This is a genomic window from Kribbella speibonae, assembly GCF_004331375.1.
In the GTDB taxonomy this organism is placed as follows: Bacteria; Actinomycetota; Actinomycetes; order Propionibacteriales; family Kribbellaceae; genus Kribbella; species Kribbella sindirgiensis.
The window spans coordinates 1,269,633-1,289,281 of the sequence record NZ_SJKC01000003.1; the positions used below are offsets into that span (position 1 = coordinate 1,269,633).

General features: G+C 67.1%; 17 protein-coding genes and 1 pseudogene. 7 read left to right on the plus strand and 11 right to left on the minus strand.

All coding sequences use genetic code 11. The features are described 5' to 3' along the window. Positions 1-740: 740 nt before the first annotated feature. Positions 741-5,042 (plus strand): AAA domain-containing protein, encoded by a 4,302-nt coding sequence (locus E0H92_RS27300; protein WP_165550044.1) that lies wholly within the window; start codon positions 741-743, stop codon positions 5,040-5,042. A 2-nt stretch (positions 5,043-5,044) separates the two neighbouring features. After that, positions 5,045-5,854, plus strand: a complete 810-nt coding sequence (locus E0H92_RS27305; RefSeq protein WP_131498183.1) for a DUF4145 domain-containing protein — start codon at positions 5,045-5,047, stop codon at positions 5,852-5,854. 3 nt (positions 5,855-5,857) lie between these two features. On the opposite strand, the gene E0H92_RS44305 is transcribed toward E0H92_RS27305, so the two are convergent. Further along, complete coding sequence (locus E0H92_RS44305; protein ID WP_165550046.1) at positions 5,858-6,028, minus strand: hypothetical protein; 171 nt, start codon at positions 6,026-6,028, stop codon at positions 5,858-5,860. 83 nt (positions 6,029-6,111) lie between these two features. On the opposite strand from E0H92_RS44305, the gene E0H92_RS27310 reads away from it, so the two are divergent. Further along, entirely contained in the window at positions 6,112-6,294 is a 183-nt protein-coding gene (locus tag E0H92_RS27310; protein ID WP_131498184.1) for a hypothetical protein, read from the plus strand. Between the two features lie 129 nt (positions 6,295-6,423). Here the strand turns inward: E0H92_RS27310 and E0H92_RS27315 are convergent, their stop codons facing one another. Next, positions 6,424-6,858: a MarR family winged helix-turn-helix transcriptional regulator gene (locus E0H92_RS27315; protein WP_131498185.1), complete on the minus strand. Its 435-nt coding sequence runs from the start codon at positions 6,856-6,858 to the stop codon at positions 6,424-6,426. Positions 6,859-6,938: 80 nt separating this feature from the next. Between E0H92_RS27315 and E0H92_RS27320 the strand changes: the two genes are divergently transcribed. Then, on the plus strand, positions 6,939-7,823 hold the full coding sequence (locus tag E0H92_RS27320; RefSeq protein WP_202873835.1) for an MBL fold metallo-hydrolase: 885 nt from the start codon (positions 6,939-6,941) through the stop codon (positions 7,821-7,823). 26 nt (positions 7,824-7,849) lie between these two features. After that, entirely contained in the window at positions 7,850-8,641 is a 792-nt protein-coding gene (locus E0H92_RS27325) for an SDR family oxidoreductase (RefSeq protein ID WP_238173606.1), read from the plus strand. Between the two features lie 747 nt (positions 8,642-9,388). Here the strand turns inward: E0H92_RS27325 and E0H92_RS45790 are convergent. Beyond that, entirely contained in the window at positions 9,389-9,580 is a 192-nt protein-coding gene (locus E0H92_RS45790) for a hypothetical protein (RefSeq protein ID WP_420843838.1), read from the minus strand. Positions 9,581-9,632: 52 nt separating this feature from the next. Between E0H92_RS45790 and E0H92_RS45795 the strand changes: the two genes are divergently transcribed. Beyond that, on the plus strand, positions 9,633-9,731 hold the full coding sequence (locus E0H92_RS45795) for an EspF repeat-containing protein (protein ID WP_202869986.1): 99 nt from the start codon (positions 9,633-9,635) through the stop codon (positions 9,729-9,731). A gap of 121 nt (positions 9,732-9,852) precedes the next feature. On the opposite strand, the gene E0H92_RS45245 is transcribed toward E0H92_RS45795, so the two are convergent. The 4 genes and pseudogenes from E0H92_RS45245 to E0H92_RS27345 form a co-directional block, all read right to left on the minus strand. Continuing rightward, entirely contained in the window at positions 9,853-10,182 is a 330-nt protein-coding gene (locus E0H92_RS45245) for a BAR domain-containing protein (RefSeq protein ID WP_238173607.1), read from the minus strand. A gap of 135 nt (positions 10,183-10,317) precedes the next feature. Further along, positions 10,318-10,470: pseudogene (locus tag E0H92_RS45675) on the minus strand (type IV toxin-antitoxin system AbiEi family antitoxin domain-containing protein); the annotation flags it as partial. 421 nt (positions 10,471-10,891) lie between these two features. After that, the gene (locus tag E0H92_RS27340) at positions 10,892-12,226 is read right to left on the minus strand and encodes an aspartate aminotransferase family protein (protein WP_131498187.1); all 1,335 of its coding nucleotides are present in this window, start codon (positions 12,224-12,226) and stop codon (positions 10,892-10,894) included. Continuing rightward, on the minus strand, positions 12,219-13,736 hold the full coding sequence (locus tag E0H92_RS27345; RefSeq protein ID WP_131498188.1) for a CoA-acylating methylmalonate-semialdehyde dehydrogenase: 1,518 nt from the start codon (positions 13,734-13,736) through the stop codon (positions 12,219-12,221). The genes E0H92_RS27340 and E0H92_RS27345 overlap by 8 nt, the downstream gene beginning before the upstream one ends. A gap of 114 nt (positions 13,737-13,850) precedes the next feature. Here E0H92_RS27345 and E0H92_RS27350 point away from each other — a divergent pair, with 114 nt between their 5' ends. Then, positions 13,851-15,440 (plus strand): PucR family transcriptional regulator, encoded by a 1,590-nt coding sequence (locus E0H92_RS27350; protein ID WP_238173608.1) that lies wholly within the window; start codon positions 13,851-13,853, stop codon positions 15,438-15,440. Here the strand turns inward: E0H92_RS27350 and E0H92_RS27355 are convergent. From E0H92_RS27355 to E0H92_RS27370, 4 genes are all read right to left on the minus strand, one after another. Continuing rightward, the gene (locus E0H92_RS27355) at positions 15,428-16,036 is read right to left on the minus strand and encodes a short chain dehydrogenase (RefSeq protein WP_131498189.1); all 609 of its coding nucleotides are present in this window, start codon (positions 16,034-16,036) and stop codon (positions 15,428-15,430) included. The two genes, E0H92_RS27350 and E0H92_RS27355, sit on opposite strands and share 13 nt — an antisense overlap. Before the next feature lie 10 nt (positions 16,037-16,046). Then, complete coding sequence (locus tag E0H92_RS27360; protein WP_131498190.1) at positions 16,047-17,540, minus strand: gamma-aminobutyraldehyde dehydrogenase; 1,494 nt, start codon at positions 17,538-17,540, stop codon at positions 16,047-16,049. Positions 17,541-17,622: 82 nt separating this feature from the next. Beyond that, positions 17,623-18,315, minus strand: a complete 693-nt coding sequence (locus tag E0H92_RS27365; RefSeq protein ID WP_131498191.1) for a GntR family transcriptional regulator — start codon at positions 18,313-18,315, stop codon at positions 17,623-17,625. Positions 18,316-18,376: 61 nt separating this feature from the next. After that, complete coding sequence (locus E0H92_RS27370; RefSeq protein WP_165550048.1) at positions 18,377-19,630, minus strand: NAD(P)/FAD-dependent oxidoreductase; 1,254 nt, start codon at positions 19,628-19,630, stop codon at positions 18,377-18,379. Between the last annotated feature and the right edge of the window lie 19 nt (positions 19,631-19,649).

Here is a 19,649-nt window from a genome sequence, read left to right on the forward strand (position 1 = left end):
ACGAGTTGGCCCGTGGAGCTGCGGAGGTAGTCGTCGGCAGCGCGCCCATAGGCCGGCCCACGATACAGACGAACTGTCATGAACTCAGTCTCGTGCCCAATGCTGCGGGAGTACGTGAGGCATGCGGCGTCGTCGACCAGGATATGTCCGGCGCAGCGTCAGGCAGGGCTGCGAGGTGCTGCACATAGTCCGCAGCGTCCCCGTTGATGTCGGCGTCCGAACCGCCAGGCGAACGACCCGGACCTCGGCGTTCGAGCTCATAAGCGAGCGGGGAGGACCTCCCGGCCGAGGCCCGCGTTGTCAATCGGATCTCCGGGCCTGTCACCGGGAAGGAGCTGTAGGTCGGCGAGGGTCGCGGCAACCTCTCCGCCTGAGGTTTGCCGCAAGTTCTCCCCTGGCGCCTTCATCTTTCGCCAACGGGGTGACATGCGGCGGAGATTGCGTCACCCTTGATCACGGACAGTTGCACGGATGACGCTGAGTGCGTCGGGGGCATGGGGTGCTGGAGGGGGAGACGCGGGGTGCCGGATGATGACTTCGATGCGTTGGCGTTACGGAAGACCACAAGCCTGATCGATTTTCTGGCTGATATCACCGACTCGGCGAACCGGAATCCGGTTCGGGATGTGCTGGCGCCGGGCAGTCGGGCGCCTGAGCGAGTGTTGTGGCTCGACGAGCGTCCGGCCGGCATTGAGGTCTCGGCTCGGGGAGAGTCCGATGTACTGCTTGAGGTCCGGCCGGTGCCGATCGTGCCTTTCCCGGCCGTGCCGGACGAGGTCGACGATTTCATCGAGCGATCCGGCCGCGGTGATCCGAACGGGTCGATACCGGTGCTGCGGCTGCCGCAGTCCGACCCCGACAATGAGCAGGCAGAACCGGATCCAGAGGACGACGTTGCTGCTCGTCGCCAGAAGGTCTATCTGGAGTGGAGCCTGCGGTGGAAGGAGTGGGCCGCGGCCGAACGCGAACGGGCTCTCACTCGTCAGTTCTACGAAGACCTCGAGCACGCCGCCAAGGCCATGGAGCAGCGCGACGACGAGGTCGAGTTCGTGCTCGCCATCGGCCTCGTGACCTGGCGGTTGCCTGACGGAGAGTTGATCCGGCGCCACCTCCTGACGGTTCCGGTGGCGCCGGTCATCGAGCGCTCCGGCGTGGTCCAGGTGCTGGTGCCGACTGGACGACGGCGTCTCGAGGACCGGGAGCTGTTCGAGGGACTGGCGGAGTATCGCCCCGACCGGGGGAGCGCTGCGAAAGAGGACGTCGTCGATGCAGTCGAGACGTTCCTGAGCGCGGACACAGTCGATCGGCTGAAGGCATGGCTAGGTCTTGGCCTCACCACGGCTTTCGAAGAGCGGAACCGGCGGATGGATGGCGACGCCGACCGGTCTGCAGGGCTGAGTTTGGTGCCCGCTCCGGCATTGCTGCTGCGGCCCCGAGGTCGTGAGCTTCTGGCTGAGGCCTATCGCAAGATCTCGGCTGCGTTGCGCGAGCCGATGGTCGACGTTCCGGTCGGGTTGGCCCAGGCTGTTGTCGACACCGAGCCGGAGCAGCGGCACACCTGGTTGGCACGCCAGGGCGCGACGCAAGGCGACGTACTGGGCAGCGATCCGTTGTTCCCACTGCCGGCGAACGACGAGCAGGAGCGGGTACTGCGCATCTTGCGGCAGGAGACCGCGGTGGTGGTCCAGGGGCCACCGGGTACCGGCAAGACACACACGATCGCGAACCTGGTCTCCGCGTTGCTGGCTCGTGGTCAGCGCGTCCTGGTGACCAGCCAGAAGGATCAGGCCTTGCGGGTCCTGCGAGATCGGATTCCGGCGGAGCTGCGCTCGCTATGCGTCTTGCTAACTGGCGGCAGCAAAGACGCCGCAACAGAGCTGGAGCGTGGCCTCGATGCACTGTCGACTACGTTGGCGACCTCCGATGAGGCGACGCTGAAGGCGGCAGCGGGAAGGTTGGCGGGCGAACGGAATGCACTCGTCGATCGTGGCGTCAAGCTGAACCGGCAGATTGCGGAGCTGCGCGATGTGGAGCAGCGCCAGTTCGAACCCGTGGCACCCTGGTTCAACCCGACTGCCTATCGTGGCTCGCTGGCGCAGATCGTTCGGGAGGTGAACCGGGCTGCTGACGAAAACTCCTGGATGCCGGATCTGCCGCCGCAGGCACCCGAGCGCCCTCCGATGTCCCCGGCAGCGTTCGAGGAGCTACGGCTGGCGCTAGCCGGCCGTACGACGGCGCGCCGTCGCAGGCCCCAGCAACGGATCCCGGCAGCAAACGAGCTCGCCTCCACCGCCGAACTGGCCGAGCTGATCCGGGCCGAACGCGTGGCGCAGGAACGCGTTGGAGAGGTACATGATCCTCTCGCTCACCAACTGGCGAACCTGTCGGCAGCGGAGTTGTCAGCTGTCGCCGACCGCTTGAATGAGCTGCTGCAAGGCGTGGAGGCAGCTGGCTACTCGTCCTCCTCCCTGAGTGAGGGATCGTGGGCTCAGCAGGCGGTGGACGATGCCTTGGCTGGCCGCAACGCCGGCCTGTGGGAACACCTGGCGGCCGCGGCCGACGAACCGAACCGGCTGCTGGCATCGATCCGCGGTCAGAACGGCGACCACGTCGTCGACTTCGTCCAGCCGATCAGCATCAACACCTTGGGCACAGCTCGCGGCTGGCTGATCTCGGGAAACGCGTTGCTCGACTATCTCGAGCAGGGCGGTAGCTTCCGCAAGTTCATGCCGAGCCCGCAACAGAAAGGGGCTCGCCCGCTGCTGGACGCTGTTCGTGTGGACGGCACCGAGGTCCGGGCCGCAGATCAAGTGCGAGCCGTCGTCCGCCGGATCGATGTCGAGGTCGGCGCCTTGCAGCTGGCTCAGCGATGGACGGAAAGCGGCGTACACATCTCCGACGGCCCGGTCCAGGCGGTCCTATCGGAGATCGCCGACAACGGGCAGATCTTGGCCGCCATCGTGCAGCTCGGGATGCTCCGCAACTCGGTCCGGGATCTGCTGCACCGCAACCGGATCGTCGCACCGTTGGCCGATCTGACGTCGGTCCGCGCCGCGCATCAGTCGGCGATCGAGGCGAGACTCGGTGTCGTGTCCCGGGCCGCCTCGACTGCGATCGACCGGTTACGGGCGCCGTTGGACGCGTTGGTGCGACGGCCGGATGCGTGTCCCGAGCTTGCAAGCCTGGTCGCCGCTATCGAAGAGCGAGACAGCGAGAGTTACGAGCTCGCGACGGCGGCGATCGAGGCCGCGCGGAGCGAGCAGACCGCAGAGCGACGGTGTGTTGAACTCTCCGCCGCACTGCGGGATGCCCATCCGCAGCTGCTTGCAGTGCTGGAGCGCGACGCCGTTGATCCGGACTGGGAGCAGCGAGACCTCGGGGCAGCGTGGGCGTGGGCGTCGGCGAAGCGCTTTATGGTGGCGCATCGCAAAGCCGATCAGGAACGCCAGCTCGCAACCGAGTTCCGCGAAGTCGAGGACCAGCTCGAGCACGTCACCGCCGCGCTCGCAGCCGCCGAAGCCAGCCGGACCTGCATCGCGCGGCTGTCGGACGACCAGCAGCGCGCGCTGAGCACCTACCGCACGCACATGTCGAAAATTGGTGCCGGCCACGGACGGAAGGTCCGCGAAATCCGTCAGGCCGCCCGGGCCGCGATGGACAAGGCCCAGGGTGCTGTACCGGCGTGGGTCGTGCCGTTGCCGAACCTGCTGGAGAACCTACCCGCCGAGCGCGATCGGTTCGATGTGGTGATCGTCGACGAGGCAAGTCAGATCGGGATCGAGCACCTTTACCTGCTGTGGATGGCGCCGCGAATCATCGTTGTCGGTGACGACAAGCAGTGCACGCCCGGCCTGAGTGCACTTGGCAAGCTGGACACGGTGTATGCGCGCAACGACGAATATCTCGCTGACGTCGACACCGACATCCGGAGGCTCTACACCCCGAAGTCCAACCTCTACGACATCCTCTCCGCGCGCTCCGGAAAGGCCGGCCTCATCAGGCTGCGAGAGCACTTCCGGTGCGTGCCGGAAATCATCACCTGGTCGTCGAAACAGTTCTATGAGCTGGGCGAGACCGGTACGTCGGGGGGCCTGATCCCGCTGCGGGAACGCGAGGCGAACGCGTTGCCTCCGCTGCAGGTCACCGTCGTTCCGGACGCACACATCGAAGGGGCCGGCGACCGGCGGCGAAACCGGCTTGAGGCGTCGATGATCGTTGACACGCTGGCGCAGTGCCTGGACGATCCCGCCTACGTGGGAAAGAGCTTCGGCATCGTCGTCCTGCAGTCGGTGAAGGGCCACCTGCAGCTGCTCGAGCATCTTGTCAACCAACGGATCGCGCCCGACGTGCGCCAGGAACGACAGATCCGGATCGGTACCGCGCCGGACTTCCAGGGCGACGAACGGGACGTCGTCTTCTTGTCGATGGTGGTTGCCGAGACGCCGGCGAAAGCGACAGCGGAACCCTTCCGACAGGCCTACAACGTGGCCGCGAGCCGTGCCCGGGACCAGTTGTGGCTGTTCAGCTCGGTGGCCCTCGAGGACCTCAAGCCAGGCGACCTGCGCACGTCCTTGATGGCCTACATGCTGCAGCCGCCATCTGCCTTCGGGATGTCCCCGGCCGTGGAGGAGGTCTCCGAGACCGCTCGGGTGATGCCGTTCGAGAGCCTCTTCGAACAGCGAGTGTTCCGCGAGATCCGCGGTCGCGGCTACCACGTCGTACCGCAGTACCCGGTCGGTTCACGGCGGATCGACCTGGTTGTCGTGGGTGATGGTTCGCGGATCGCGATCGAGTGCGACGGCCACCGGTGGCACACGAGCGCGCAGGACCAGGCGAACGACGCACGCCGCGACCGGGAGCTCGGCCGGATGCGGTGGCGGACGGTTCGGATCCGGGAGAGCGAGTTCGAGTTCGATCGCGATCATGAGCTCGCACCGCTGTGGCAGCTTCTCGAGGACCAGGGAATCCGCCCGCAGGCGGCGGAGCCGGTTGATACCAACTGGAGTCCGGTCGAGCTCGACGATGAGATGGCCGAGGTGTGACGGTGGTGGACGACGACACGTTCGAGCTCGACGAGAACATTCTGCAGGGCATCGCGGAGTTGATTTGTGGAGACGACCTGACCCCGCACTACCGGCGAGGTTTCGAGATCGAGAAGTTCTTCAAGGCCGCCGGCCTGCCGGTGGGCGAGCTCGAGGGGTACCGCCGGGAGTGGACCCTGGAGCAGCTGCACCGTTGGCAGCACGACGCGGACGCGATGCGCCGGGTGATCCAGAGGCTGGCCGACCCGCGCGAGTACATCGGGGACGACGAGGTTCTGTCCGCCGTGCTGACGGACCTGAACAAACTCCTCGCGCTGGAAGGCTTTCATGTAAGGCACGAAGCCGGCCGGCCGGTGATCGTCGCGGGGGCCGAGGCCATCGACCGGATCAACGCCCCGAGTGTCGCCGAGTTGTCGGTGAGCATCTCGGAGATCGTCCACGATGAGACCTTCGGTCGTCAGCTCCGACTTCGTCTCGATGAGGCGTACGCGTGCTGGCGATCCGGGGCCCCAACCGCCGCACTGATCATGCTCGGCAGCCTCCTGGAAGGCGTGCTGTACGACGCCGCGCTCGCCCGCCGATCCGGGGGTTCGGCACCGAGTGACAATCTGCAGTCCCTCATCGCCACCGCCCGCGAGGAGCGCTGGATCGCTAAGGACGTCGCGGAGTACGCCGACGTACTGCGCAACCACCGCAATCTGGTCCACCCCCGCAAGCAGTGGAAGCAGGAGTACGAGCCAGAGGAGGACAGCGTACGGATCGCCTGGAACGTCGTCGTCGCCGCCCTCAACGACCTGGCTGACCGCCCGTAGCTGTCAGATGTTGAGCTTGGTGCTGCGACTCCGGAAGGGATCGGGCCCGCCTTCGACGTGGTAGACAACGCGCTCGTTGAGGTCGTGACGCTCCAGCGAGCCGGTGCGCTCGACCTCTCCGTGACTCGCGGTGGCCTTCAGCGTGATGATCTGTTCCGCATCCGCGCTAACCACGATCTACGGGCTCCACGTTGCGAGCAGATACTGCCGCGTGCCGCGCAGCTCCCGCAACCGGGTTACGAGGTACTCCTCGATCCATGGTGCAACGCGTCCTCGGGCTGGTCGACCACGACCAGCCCGGACGGCCTGACCCTGACCCTCACCCTCGAACGCCGTACTCTGCCCGGCGGACGCCCGAAGCGGTGCTGGCCGAGATCGACACAACGCGCTCGGCAGTTGCCGACGCGCCGATCCGGCACCCGTCGCCGCGCGACGAGTGACCGTTGCTCGCTCTCCACTCGACTCCGTCCTCACCTGCGCCGAAACTCTCACCGACCTCGCCATCGAATCACCACACCACGCCGTCCCACTGCCGGGAGCCTGTAGGACAGGGCGGGCGGCCTGCAGGCTTAGGAAGCCTGGCGCGCGGCGATGGCTCGTCGCAGCAAGTTCTGGAGCACGTCTTGCTCCTGCGGTGTCAGGCCCACGACGACGGGCTCTTGGCTCAACAGCTTCAGCAGGCGCTTCCGTCGCTCGGCGCCATCGGGCGTGAGGTGCAACTGCTTGGCCCTGCGGTCGGTGGGGTGGGAACGCCGTTCGATCAGTTGCAGGCTCTCGAGCTTGTCGATGACGACGGTGGCGTTCGACGGTTCACAACTCATCTGCCCGGCGAGTTCCCTCATGGTCATTGGACCCGTCAGCTCACGCAGCGCCGAGGCCTGCGCGACGGTCAGACCGAGCTGGGTCACCCGCTCACGCATCCACGCGTTGCTCTCCATGTCCAGGTCGTGCACCAGCTTGCCCAGCTCCCACTGCGCCGTCGCCTGCGCCTCCGACATCGTCATGTCACCAGACTAGCAAGATCCTTAAAGTCATGATAGATATGACTCATAATCATTCAAGTCATAAGTATTTGGAGGAGCTCATGACCGGCACGACGACGGAGGTGGGCGAGCGGTTGCGACGTCCTGCGGGTCCGCGGACTCTGACGCTCGGCGAAACGAAGCTGACCTATGTGCCGGATGGCATCGGTACGCTCAAGGCCCGTCTGTGGATCCCGGAGCCGACCGACGAGTTCTGGGCGCAGCATTCCGAGTACCTCGACGAGGGCGGGCATCTGGTCACCGGAAACGGTGGCCTACTCGTGGAACACGGCGACCGCGCCCTACTCGTCGACGCAGGGGTCGGTCCGCTGACCATGGGACCTCCAGAGAATCCGTTCGGAACCCTTCGCGGCGGCGCGCTGCTGGACAGCCTGGGCACACTTGGCCGCAGCCCTGCGGACATCGAGGCCGTCGCGTTCACCCACCTGCACGTCGACCATGTCGGATGGGCCTGGCATCCCGCCCCGGACAGCGACCAACCGGCCTTCACCGGCGCCGAGTATCTGGTCGCCGAACCCGAGTGGAGCCAGCGTCAGCACGCCGAAGCACAGGGCATGGGCGACATGCTCAAGGCGATGCAGCCACAGGTCCGCACGGTAGCCGACGGTCAGGAGATCTTCCCCGGAGTCCGCGTCATGCTCATCCCTGGCCACAGCGCGGGACACACCGCGTACGTCATCAGCGCGGGCGGGCAGCGGGTGATCGCGTTCGGCGACGCATTCCACTCGCCGATCCAGATCAGCCACCCGCTGTGGGAGGTCCCCGCCGATCACAACGCCGAGCAGGCCGCCGCGCTCCGGCACAGCCTCGTCCTCGAACTCGCCGAACCTCACACCATCGGCTTCGGCATCCACTTCGCGGACGTGCCCTTCGGCCGCGTCCGCGTCGAGGACGGCAGAACGGTATGGCGCCCGACTGACGCATGACCGGTCTACCTACGCACATTTCATGAATGGGAGTTGTTGTGAACCTCGATCTTGCTGATAAGACAGCCGTCGTCACGGGTGCCGGCCGGGGCATCGGACTGGCAACGGTTCGGACCCTTGTCGATGAGGGCGTGCGCGTGGTGGGCGCCGCTCGCACCATCACACCCGAGCTGAAGGAAACCGGCGCGTACGCAGTGTCGGCGGACCTGAGCACCGCCGAGGGGGTGTCCGCGCTCGTTGATGGTGCTCTGGCCGAGTTCGGTGGCATCGATCTGCTGGTGAACAACGTGGGCGGCGGCGACGGAGCGACGATGGCCTTCCTCGATGTCGACGACACCGAGTGGGCCGGAGCGTTCGAGATCAACCTGCTGAGCACCGTCCGTGCCACGCGTGCGGCTCTGCCCAGCCTGATCGAGCGCCGGGGGTCGATCGTCAACGTCTCGTCGATCCTCGCTCGCACGCCTGGGGGCTTCCCGCCCGCTATCAGTTCGGCGAAGGCGGCGCTCACGGCGCTCGGCAAGTCCTTGGCCGAGGAGTTCGGTCCCCGCGGTGTTCGAGTGAACACCATTTCCCCTGGCCTCGTTCGTACCTCCGTCTACCTGGACCCCAACGGCCAGGTCGCCCAGTGGGCCGCCGCAGCCGGTGTGAGCCTTAACGACTTCGTCGAGCAGATGGCGAAGAGCCAGAACGTGACAACCGGCCGGATGACCGAACCCGAGGAAGTCGCGGCCCTGATCGCGTTCCTCCTGTCGGAACAGGCCGGCAACATCACCGGCGCCGACTACCTCATCGACGGCGGCACCCTCAAGGCGGTCTGAGCAGGGGAAGCGTGGTTCAGATCGGGCCGGTGGTACTGCGCACAGGAAACCCACTCACCTCCCGCGGTGGTGTCGCAAACAGTAAGGCGCGCCGCTGCCGTCGCCGGTGACCGTCCCGTTTACCAGGATGCGCCGGGTCGATGATCTGGTGGAGCAACTGACCGGCGTGCTGATAGACATCGCGGATCTCGCGAGGTCGAAGCCCTCTCGGGCCGGCATTAGAAGTGGTCATGCAGGTCGCGACCGTCGAGGGGAGGTGGGCGCTGCCGTAGTCCTGACCGCGGAGATGACGGTCCCGCGGCGACGCGTTGGTCAGGTCCATCGAGTGTTGTCTGGGTCCCAGTCCTTGCCACGGGCCTGGCCGCTGATGAGTGGGTCCGCGAAGGCTGTGATTACCGCGACGGCATTGGCGAAGTTGGTTGGGTAGCCGGTGGCGGCTGGGCCTTGTCGTCGTAGCCATGCGGTGTAGGAGGGCTGTCGTTGCTGGGGGAGGTCGGAGATGCTCGAGCTGAGTTGTCGCAGGGTGATGCGTCGGTGGGCTGCGGTGGCTTCGAGCGCGGTGGATACTTCGTCGGCGCGGAGGGTGTTGGCCCGTAGTAGGCGGTAGAGGTCTGCGTAGTCGCGGTCGCGGGTGTTGAGGTCGCCGAGTTCGATGGCGGTGGAGAGTTTCTCGCCGATGACGGTGGCGAGTGGGTAGCCGAGGATGGTGAAGGTCCCGGCTTCCAGGAGCTGTTGGTACTCGATGAATTAGGGCTCAGGGGTGATGGGATCACCGACGCTGACGTCGAGTTGAAGCTTGAGTTGTGCACGGGCAATCGAGGCGGGCATCACGAGTCGGAGCCCGTGGTAGCGGCCGCCGTCTCGAATCGGCGCGGTTCTCAGGCTTGCGCTGTCGAACGCGACGCCGTCGTCGACCTCGGTCTCCGCAATCGTCGTCACTCGCCGGATGATCTCGGATTCCTCGCCGGTGAAGGCTTGCCCAAGGATGTCGATGTCTCGCGTCGTGCGGCGGGCGCCGAACTGGGCCAGGAGCAGTCCGCCCTTGAGGACGAAGTGTTCGCGGCCGGCGGGAGATGTGGCCAGTCGGTAGAGGAATCGTTCGAGGACGTACTAGACCATGACTTCGTCGGTGGCGCGCTTCTGTCGGCGTGCTGTGTTCCGCAGGTCGTTGTAGGCGCGGCCGGCGGTGGTGTCGCGGGCAGGGTTGACCATCAGGCGAGCACCGCCTCGACGGCCGGCCGGATGACGGACAGGGCGTGCAGTTCGCGCGCGATGCGTTGCAGATTCCCGACCCCGTCGGGCCCGCTGGTTCGCAGGTAGCGGCCGAGCGCGGCCAGGGCCAGTGTGGGGCCGATGCGATTGCGGTGGCGCATGGCATCGACCACGCTCCGGGCCGCGTCGTAGACCGGCACGAACTCCACTGGCGCCGCCTCGTACTGCTCGATGTTGAGGTCGAAGGTCTTGGCCGCGTACTGCGCGACGACGATGGGCGGGTAGGAGATCGCCGGACGGCGGGCGCCACGCGGTACGGCGATATGCACGGCCGTTGGTATGTCGTCGATCAGATCGTGAAGTGCGAGGGCGGACTCGCCGCAGACAACTGCGTGGGAAGCTCGTGCGTGTACCGCCAGCAGATCAAGGTGCGCAGTCTCGGGAGCGTCCGACCGCCGGTAGACACCGCGCGAGAGCTCAAACGCGGCGCCTTCGCTGACCAGAGTCGCCAGATCCTGCGACGGCAGCCCGGCTGGCCGCGCCTGCGCCGTGGTGAAAGTGGGCGGCAGCCCCGCCAGCCGTTGGCGTAAGCGAGGCGGCGGCTCGATGGGCGTCAGGTATCAAGTCATACCCTGCAATGGTGTTGAAGGGTGCGATTTGATATGCACTACTTCGGGCGTCCGCCTCAAGATCCGCTCAGGATCTCGCTCGGATGCGGGCGCGCGGATATTGCCGTCGACACCGTTGAACGTCGTACTAAAGCAACAGGACTCCGGCACCTCTCGGACTGCACCAGCGCCGCTTCATTGACCCGTCCGGGGCACGAACCGGCAACCACGTCGCGTTACCGCGCGCCGTCCGGGACCTGTGATCCACGTCGACGTGAAGAAGACCGGAGCAGCCGGGTATCGGATCGCGGCGAGCGAGGCGCTTGCTCGACTCCGTGACTCCAATCACCACATCCAGCGGCAAACGTTCGGACTCGTCGCCGGAACCGATCAGCCCGGCACGTTTGCAACCCCCTCTAAGACATCACACTCATGCGAGGGCCTCGCGCGCTTCGTTCAACGCATCGTCGAGAATGGCGAGACCCTCGTGCGCCTCGTCGGCCGTGGTCGTGAGCGGGGGGACGATGTGGATGCGGTTGAAGTTGGCGAACGGGAGGAGGCCGCGGCGTGAGCTCGCGTTGAGGATGGCGGACATCGCTGGGCTGCTTCCGCCGTACGGCGCGAGTGGTTCACGAGTGGCACGATCGGTCACGAGTTCGAGGGCCCAGAAGACGCCGGTGCCGCGGATCTCGCCGATCCACTCGTGTTTTGCGGTCAGCGCATGGAGTCCGGGTCCGAGGACCTCGGTGCCGAGGTTTGCCGCGTGTTCGACGATGTGGTCGTCCTGCATCGTCTCGATGGTGGCGACGGCCGCGGCGCAGGCGAGCGGGTGGCCGGAGTACGTGAGGCCGCCGGGGTAGGGGCGGTCGGCGAAGGTGCGGTAGATGGCCTCGCTGATCGCGACGCCGCCGAGGGGTACGTAGCCGGAGTTGACGCCCTTGGCGAAGGTCAGCAGGTCCGGGACGACGTCGGCGTGCTCGATGGCGAACCACTTGCCGGCCCGGCCGAACCCGGCCATCACCTCGTCGGCGATCAACAGGATGCCGTGCCGGTCGCACAGCTCGCGCACACCGGCGAGGTACCCGGGTGGCGGGATCATGATGCCGGCCGTGCCGGGGATCGACTCGAGCATGATCGCAGCGATCGTGCTCGGCCCTTCGAGCGTGATCACTTGCTCGAGGTGGGCGAGGGCGCGCTGGCACTCTTCGTCCTCGGTCGTCGCGGCGAAGGCGCTGCGGTAGAGGTACGGCCCGAAGAAGTGGACGGTGCCGGCCGATCCGTTGTCGTTCGCCCACCGGCGTGGATCTCCGGTCACGTTGACGGCCAGCTGGGTGCCGCCGTGGTACGAGCGGTACGTCGACAGCACCTTGTGCTTGCCGGTGTGCAGGCGCGCCATCCGGATCGCGTGCTCGTTGGCGTCGGCGCCGCCGTTGGTGAAGAAGATGCGGTTCAGATCGCCCGGCGTGTGGGACGCGATCAGCCGCGCGGCCTCGGATCGTGTGCTGTTGGCGTAGGCGGGAGCGACCGTGCAGAGCGTTGCTGCCTGCTCCTGGATTGCCTTGATGATGCGTGGGTGCTGATGTCCGAGGTTGGTGAACACCAGCTGCGAGGTGAAGTCGAGGTAGCGGTTACCCTCGCCGTCCCACACGTACGATCCGTCGGCCTTGGTGATGACCATCGGATCGAGCTGCTCCTGGGCGGACCAGGAGTGGAAGACGTGCTTGCGGTCCAGTTCGTAGGCGCGTTGCGCAGTGAAGTCAGTCATTGCGGGGGAATCCCAGCTCGAGGCCGCCCTGGGGCCGGGCGGACGGGTTGATCCAGCGGGAGGTGACGACCTTGCCGCGGGTGAAGAAGTGCACGCCTTCGGTGCCGTGGGCATGGGTGTCGCCGAACAGCGACCGCTTCCAGCCGCCGAACGAGTAGTACGCGACCGGTACTGGGATCGGGACGTTCACACCGATCATGCCGACCTGTACGTCGCTCTCGAACCGGCGGGCCGCCCCGCCGTCGTTGGTGAAGATCGCCGTGCCGTTGCCGTACTCGTTCGCGTTGATGAGCGCGACCGCCTCGTCGTACGAGCCGACCCGGACGACCGACAGGACCGGGCCGAAGATCTCTTCGCGGTAGATGTCCATGTCGGTCGTGACGTTGTCGAACAGCGTCGGCCCGATCCAGAACCCGTCCTGCTCGCCGCGCGGCTCGACCGCTCGCCCGTCGACGACGACCTTGGCGCCGGCCGCTTCGCCGGACTCGACGAAGGCGGCGACGCGGTCGCGGTGCTGCCGGGTGACGAGCGGCCCGAAGTCGGCCTCCTTCGCCTCGCCGTTCGGACGGCCGTCGCCGATCACGAGGGTTCGGGTCCGGTCGGCGATGCGCGCGACCAGGTCGTCTGCGATCGGGTCGACGGCCACCAGGACGCTGATCGCCATGCACCGCTCGCCGGCGCTGCCGTACCCCGCGTTCACGGCAGCGTCGGCGGCGAGATCGAGGTCGGCGTCGGGCAGTACCACCATGTGGTTCTTGGCGCCGCCGAGCGCCTGGACGCGCTTGCCGTGCCGGCTGGCTTCCTCGTACACGTACTGCGCGATCGGAGTGGAGCCGACAAAGCTGATCGCCGCCACGTCCGGGGACTGCAGCAGCGCGTCGACAGCGGTCTTGTCGCCCTGCAGGACATTGAAGATCCCGTCCGGCAGACCCGCTTCCTTCCACAGTGCGGCCAGCCACAGGGCCGCCGACGGGTCCTTCTCGCTCGGCTTGAGTACGACGGCGTTGCCGGCGGCGATCGCGACCGGGAAGAACCACATCGGCACCATCGCGGGGAAGTTGAACGGGCTGATGATGCCGACGACGCCGAGCGGATCGCGCTTGGAGTGGATGTCGACACCGGTCGAGGCGCTCTCGGAGTGCCCGCCCTTGAGCAGGTGCGAGATACCGCACGCGAACTCGACCACCTCCTGCCCGCGGCTGATCTCACCGACGGCGTCCGAGTGGACCTTCCCGTGCTCGGCGGTGATCAGCAGCGCCAGCTCGTCCTTGCGGCTGTTGAGCAGCTCGCGGAACGCGAACAGGATCTGGGCACGACGGGCCAGGGACGTCGCGGCCCAGGCTGCCGACGCCTGCTTGGCCGAGCTGATGACGGTGCGGGCGTCGTGTTCGTCGGCGAGTGCGACGCGGCCTGAGACCTGTCCGGTGGCTGGGTTGGTGACATCGGCCCACTGTCCGGACGTGCCCGCGAAGGCGGTGCCGTCGACCCAGTGAGTGATCGAGGTGGTCATGCTGTGGCTCCTTCGGTCGAGCCTCCATCGTCCAACCGAACCCACCGGCAATCGCCTACAAACTGTAGGATCAGCAGCGATCGGCCGACAATCTGTCGGAGGGATGGTGCCAAGGTGGCCGTGCTGTCGGTGGCCGACGTGCTGGCGATGCCGGTACTGCGCCGCGCCAGGCCGGAGGTGGTCGCGGGCGCGCGAGGCCTCGGTCGTCACGTGCGATGGATCCACGCGGCCGAGTTGGCCGATATCGCACCGTTGCTCCGCGGCGGCGACCTGCTCCTCAGCACGGGGATCGCGCTGCCGGACACCGCCGGCGATCTTGAGCTGTTCGCGACGAGCCTCGCCGACAGCGAGGCGGCCGGCCTGGTGATCGAGCTGGGGCGCCGGTGGGACGCGATCCCGCCATCGCTGGCTGCAGCGTGCGAGCGTCTCGGTCTGCCGTTGGTCGCGCTGTCCCGGGAGGTGCGGTTCGCGGCCGTCACCCAGGCGGTGGGGGAGCGCATCGTCGACGAACAGCTGGCTGAACTTCGCGAGGCGCAGCGGGTCCATGACACGTTCACCGAGCTGAGCATCGCCGAGGCGGGGCCGGGGGAGATCCTGGCAGCGGTGCAGCGCCTGTCGGGAGCGGCGGTGGTGCTCGAGAGCGATCAGCACCAGGTGCTCGACTACCGCTCTGGCCCCGAGGACATCGCCGCAGTGCTGGCGAACTGGGAGTCCCGTTCTCGCAGCGTGCAGCTTGACCGACGGACGACCTGGGACGAGAAGTACGGCTGGCTGATCACCCGCGTGGGCAAACGGGATCGGGGCTGGGGGCGGCTGGTGGTCCAGGCCGAGTCGCCGCCGTCGGAGGGCATGATCGCGATGGCCGAGCGGGCCGCCGCGGCCCTCGCCTTGCACCGGCTCCACGACCGGCACCGCGACAGTCTGGTACGTCGTACGCACCACGAACTGCTCATCGGATTGCTGGCTGATCCGACGTCGGCCGATGTACTTCAGCGGTGTGAGTTGGCGGGGCTGCCAACAGCTAAGCGGCAGTTCGTGGGGCTCACGTTGCGTCCACAGATCGGCGCGGGCACGATGTCCGGTTCGTTCCTGGACGACCTGATCGCTGCGACGGTTCACGCGGTCCACGAGCTGCGGGTGCCAGCGCTAGTATGCGAGGTCGATCGCGACGTACGGGCGCTGCTGTCCTTCCCATCGTCCGCAAACACCGGCCGACCGATCGACGACCTGGCCGCGAAAGTGCAGCGGCGCTACCCGGTCAACATCGGAGCGGGCCGAGCTGTGGCAAGAACCTCGGAGATCGACCGAACGCTGCGCGAGGCGCAGCACGTGGTGCAGTCGGTCCGGCCAGGTGCGGGCGACCGGCTGGTGCATCGCCTCGAGGACGTGCACCTGCGCGGCCTGCTCACGATGCTGGCCGATGACGACCGGTTGCGGATGTTCGCCGTACGAGAGTTGACAGCACTGCGCGAGTACGACGACCAAAACGGCTCAGGTCTCGTGGATACCCTCTGGGCGCTAGTAAATCACCCCACCAGCAAGTCCGATGCCGCCGCGAGCCTGCACATCTCCCGCCCGGTCTTCTACGACCGCCTGGCCAAGATCGAACGACTGCTCGGAGTCGACCTCAACGACCCCGAGATCCGCGTCTCCGTCCATGTGGCGCTGATCGCCGACCAGGTACTGCGGGATCAGATCCTGTAGACCTGACCGGTCTCCATCGATTCGACCGACCGGACGTAGGTCTGACCAACGACCGCACCGTCGACCGTCGGATATCCGGGGAACGCGTCGGCGTACTTCTCGGCGGATTCGGTCAGCACAGTCGGGCTGACCGTATTGATCCGGAAGCGCCCCCACAGCTCACCCGCGCTGGCCACCACCCAGGCCTCGAGCGCGCCGTTGACGGCGGCGGCAATACTGCCGGTGCGAATCGGTTCCCTGGCCAGGATGCCGCTGATGAGCGTGAAGGACCCGCCGGTCCGGACGATCCTCGTTGCCTGGCGCACAAGTTCGACCTGGCCGAGGAGCTTGCTGTTGAGCCCTGCCTGCCAGGCGGTGCGGTCCAAGTCGTCCCAGGGGCCGTACGGCGTCGTACCGGCGGTGGAGACGACCGCGTCGACCGCGTCGACCTCGCCGACGGCGTCGACGAGGGCGCGGATGGATTCGGGGTCGGTGATGTCGACCGGGTACTCGGCGGATCCGCGGTGCGCTTCGATCACGTCGTGCTTGCGCTCACGGAGTGCTGCGCTGACCGCGCGTCCGACCGTGCCGGAGGCGCCGACCTGCAAGATCTTCACGATGTCCCTTTCAGGCGTTGGCGAAAATGGTCTGGTGCCACGGCTTGGCGGCCACGGCGGTGATGTCGGACATCACGTGCTTCACCTGTGTGTACTCCTCGAACGAGTACGTCGACATGTCCTTGCCGTACCCCGACGACTTCATTCCACCGTGCGGCATCTCCGAGATGATCGGGATGTGGTCGTTGATCCAGACCGTTCCGGCGGCCAGCGATCGGGCCGCCGTCTGGGCCCGAAAGACATCACGGGTCCACGCGGAGGCAGCGAGGCCGAACGGTACGTCGTTAGCCAGCCGGATCGCCTCGTCGTCGGAGTCGAACGGAAGCGCCACCAGCACCGGGCCGAACGTCTCGTCCTGCACGATCTCGCTGCGTTGGTCCGCGCCGACCAGCAGCGTCGGTTCGTAGTACGCCCCCGCGGCGAGTTCGCCCTCAGGCGCGCGGCCACCGGTGACGGCGGTCGCTCCGTCGCGGATCGCGCGGTCGACCATCGCGGCGACCCGGTCGCGCTGCTTGAACGACACCAGCGGTCCCTGGTCGGTCTCCGGGTCGGTCGGCGCTCCGAGACGGACCTTCTTCATCAGCTCGGCGACCCCGGCGACGAACTCGTCGAAGCGGCTGTGATGCACGTAGGCGCGGGTGGCGGCCGTGCAGTCCTGGCCGGTGTTGATGAGGCTGGCCGCGACGGCGCCGCGGACGGCGGCGTCGAGATCGGCGTCGTCGAAGACCACGAACGGCGCTTTGCCGCCGAGCTCCAGGTGCAGCCGGGTTCCGTTGCCCGCGGCAACGCTCGCGATCTGGCGGCCGACCGCGGTCGATCCGGTGAACGAGGTCATCGCGATCCGCGGACTGCTGATCAGCGCCTGCCCGGTCTCCGGGCCCGGGCCGTTGACGATGTTGACCACGCCGGCCGGTATGCCGGCCCGCTCGCAGGCCTCGGCGAACATCAGTGTGGTCAAGGGTGTGTTCTCGGCGGGCTTGAGGACGATCGTGTTCCCCGCCGCAATGGCCGGGAGCACCTTCCAGACCGCCATCTGCAACGGGTAGTTCCACGGGGCGATGGATCCGATCACACCGAGGCTCTCCCGGCGGATCGTCGAGGTGTGATCGGCGGAGTACTCACCGGATGCCTTGCCTTCCAGGTGGCGCGCGGCGCCGGCGAAGAAGGCGACGTTGTCGATGGATCCGGGTACGTCGAACTCACGACTGAGCCGGATCGGCTTCCCGGTCTGGGCTGTCTCGGTCTGCGCTAGTTCTTCGGCGATCCACTCGAGCTCGGTCTCGAGCGTCTGCAAGGCTTTGGACCGCTCCGCCGGCGTGGTCGCCGACCAGTCGGGGTAGGCGTCGGCGGCGGCTTCGATGGCAGCGGCGACGGACGCCGAACCGTCGGCGCGATAGGTCCAGATCACTGCGCCGGTCGACGGGTCGACGACCGGCAATTCAGACCCGCCACCGACGCCGAGCTCTCCGGCGATGTAGCTGCTGCTGGGGGGATAAGTTGGCATCTGAGACTCCTGCTGAGATGAGAACGAAAGGCAGGCTTGACCGACGGCCGAGCCACGAGCTCGTCCGTCGGAGGCGGCAGGCTCAGGCCGGCTTGCCTGCTTCGATGAGCCTGACGACTTCGTCCGCGCTGAGGGCGATGTGCAGCCGGACCTCGTTGACGATCGCTTTCTCGTCACCGCTCTCGATGACCGCGACCAGCCGCCGGTGGAGCTCGGCGTCCCGCTTGAGGTCGGAACGCGTCGCCTGGTCGAGGCTCATCGCCATCCGGATCTGAGACTCCACCAGCGGCCAGATCTTGAGCAGCATCTGGTTCTCCGACCCTTCCCACAGGGTCCGGTGGAGCTCGAGGTGCGTGATGTCGACCTGCACCAGATCGCCCTTTTTGATCGCCTGGAGGTGATCGGACAAGGCGGCGCGCAGCCGTGTCATGCCCTCGCCGTCTGGATGCTTGGCGAGGTGTAGCGCGGCCAGGGTCTCGAGTGACACTCGGACATCGGCGACGTCGAGCAGGTCCTGAGCGCTGGGCTGGGCGACACTGATGCCCTTGTACGGCTCCTGCACCAGCGAGCCTTCATGGACAAGTTGGTAGATCGCTTCCCGTACGGTCGGTCGGCTGACCCCGAGTGCCTCCGCGAGCGGAGCCTCCTTGATCCGCTGCCCGGGCACGAGCTCTCCCGACAGCAGCGCCTGACGGATCGCGTCGAGAACCACCTCGCGCCTTGTTGTGTTGCTCACCGGCGTCAGTGCGGCCACGTCCTGCCTCTCTGCGCTCATGGATCGTCCTTCGTTCTCGTTACCCAGTCTTGCAGATTGTCTGCACTTTCCGGTGGCGGCCTCACGCGTCGCGCCTTCGGCGAGCGAAGCGCGCCGGGCTGGTCTGCGGATCCGGTACGGCGTCGCGTCGGACCAGCTCGCGGATCGACCGGGCCGTGGTCGGCGCCAGCGTGAGGCCGAGCATGGCGTGCCCGGAGGCGACCCAGACGTTCGCGCCGTCGGTCAGTGGCCCGACCAGGGGCAGCCCGTCCGGGGTCATCGGCCGGAAGCCGGCCCAGGCTTCCCGCTGCGGTGCGTCGGGATCCCAGTCCCGGAATCCCTGCATGGCGGCGCGCTTGATCGCTGCGATCCTGACCGGGTTGACGGTCTCGTCGAACCCGGAGAACTCCATCGTTCCGGCGACCCGGATCATCCCGTCGAGCGGCGTGACGGCGACATGGGCGTCCTCGAACGTCAACGACGTACGCAAGCTGATCGGCGCCGGCGTGTAGTCGACGCTGTAGCCCTTGCCCGGCTGGATGGGGAGCGCGACGCCCAGCTGTGCGGCGAGCGCGGCGGTCCAGACCCCTGCGGCCAGCACTACTCCATCACAAGGCAGCCGCTCGCCGTTGCTCGTGTGAACCCCTTCGACTCCCCGTGCGGTCCGATCGAAGCGGACGACGCGAGTGTCCTCGTGGACGAGGCCGCCGAGTTTGGTGATGTGCTCGACGAGTGCAGCAGTCAGCGAGTCGGGCTCGAGCTGCCGATCCTCGGAGTAGAACAGGCCGTGCCGGATCCGGTCCGACAGCGCCGGCTCGACCTCGTGCACCCCGGACTCGTCCAGTACCTCGGGTACGGCGCCGTACGCGCCGTACACGTCCTGGTAGCGGAGCCGGCCCTCGAAATGACCGGTGTCCTCGTAGGCCAAGAGGACTCCACGCTGATGCATCTCGAAGTGCAGGCCGGCGCTGTGCCACTGGTCGAAGATCTCGTTCGACTGCGACGCGAGCCGCAGATTCAGAGCGAGACCGGTCCGGAACTGTTTCTCGGTGCAATTGCGGGCCATCCGCAGCAGGAACCGCAGGAACGGCGGGGACAGCGACGGTTTCACGTAGAGCGGGCTGTCCGATCGGAGCATCCACTTGAGGCCCTGGACCACCATCCCCGGCGCGGGCACGGGGCCTGCCTCGGCGATGGCGATCTTGGCGGCGTTGCCGTGGGAGGCCGCCTGACCCGCGGCGGAACTGTCCAGGACAGTCACTTCGTGACCGTCTTGGAGTAGCTCGTAACCGCACGCCAGGCCGACGACTCCGGCGCCGATGATGACGATTCTCACCGAGATCCTTCCGCGTTCG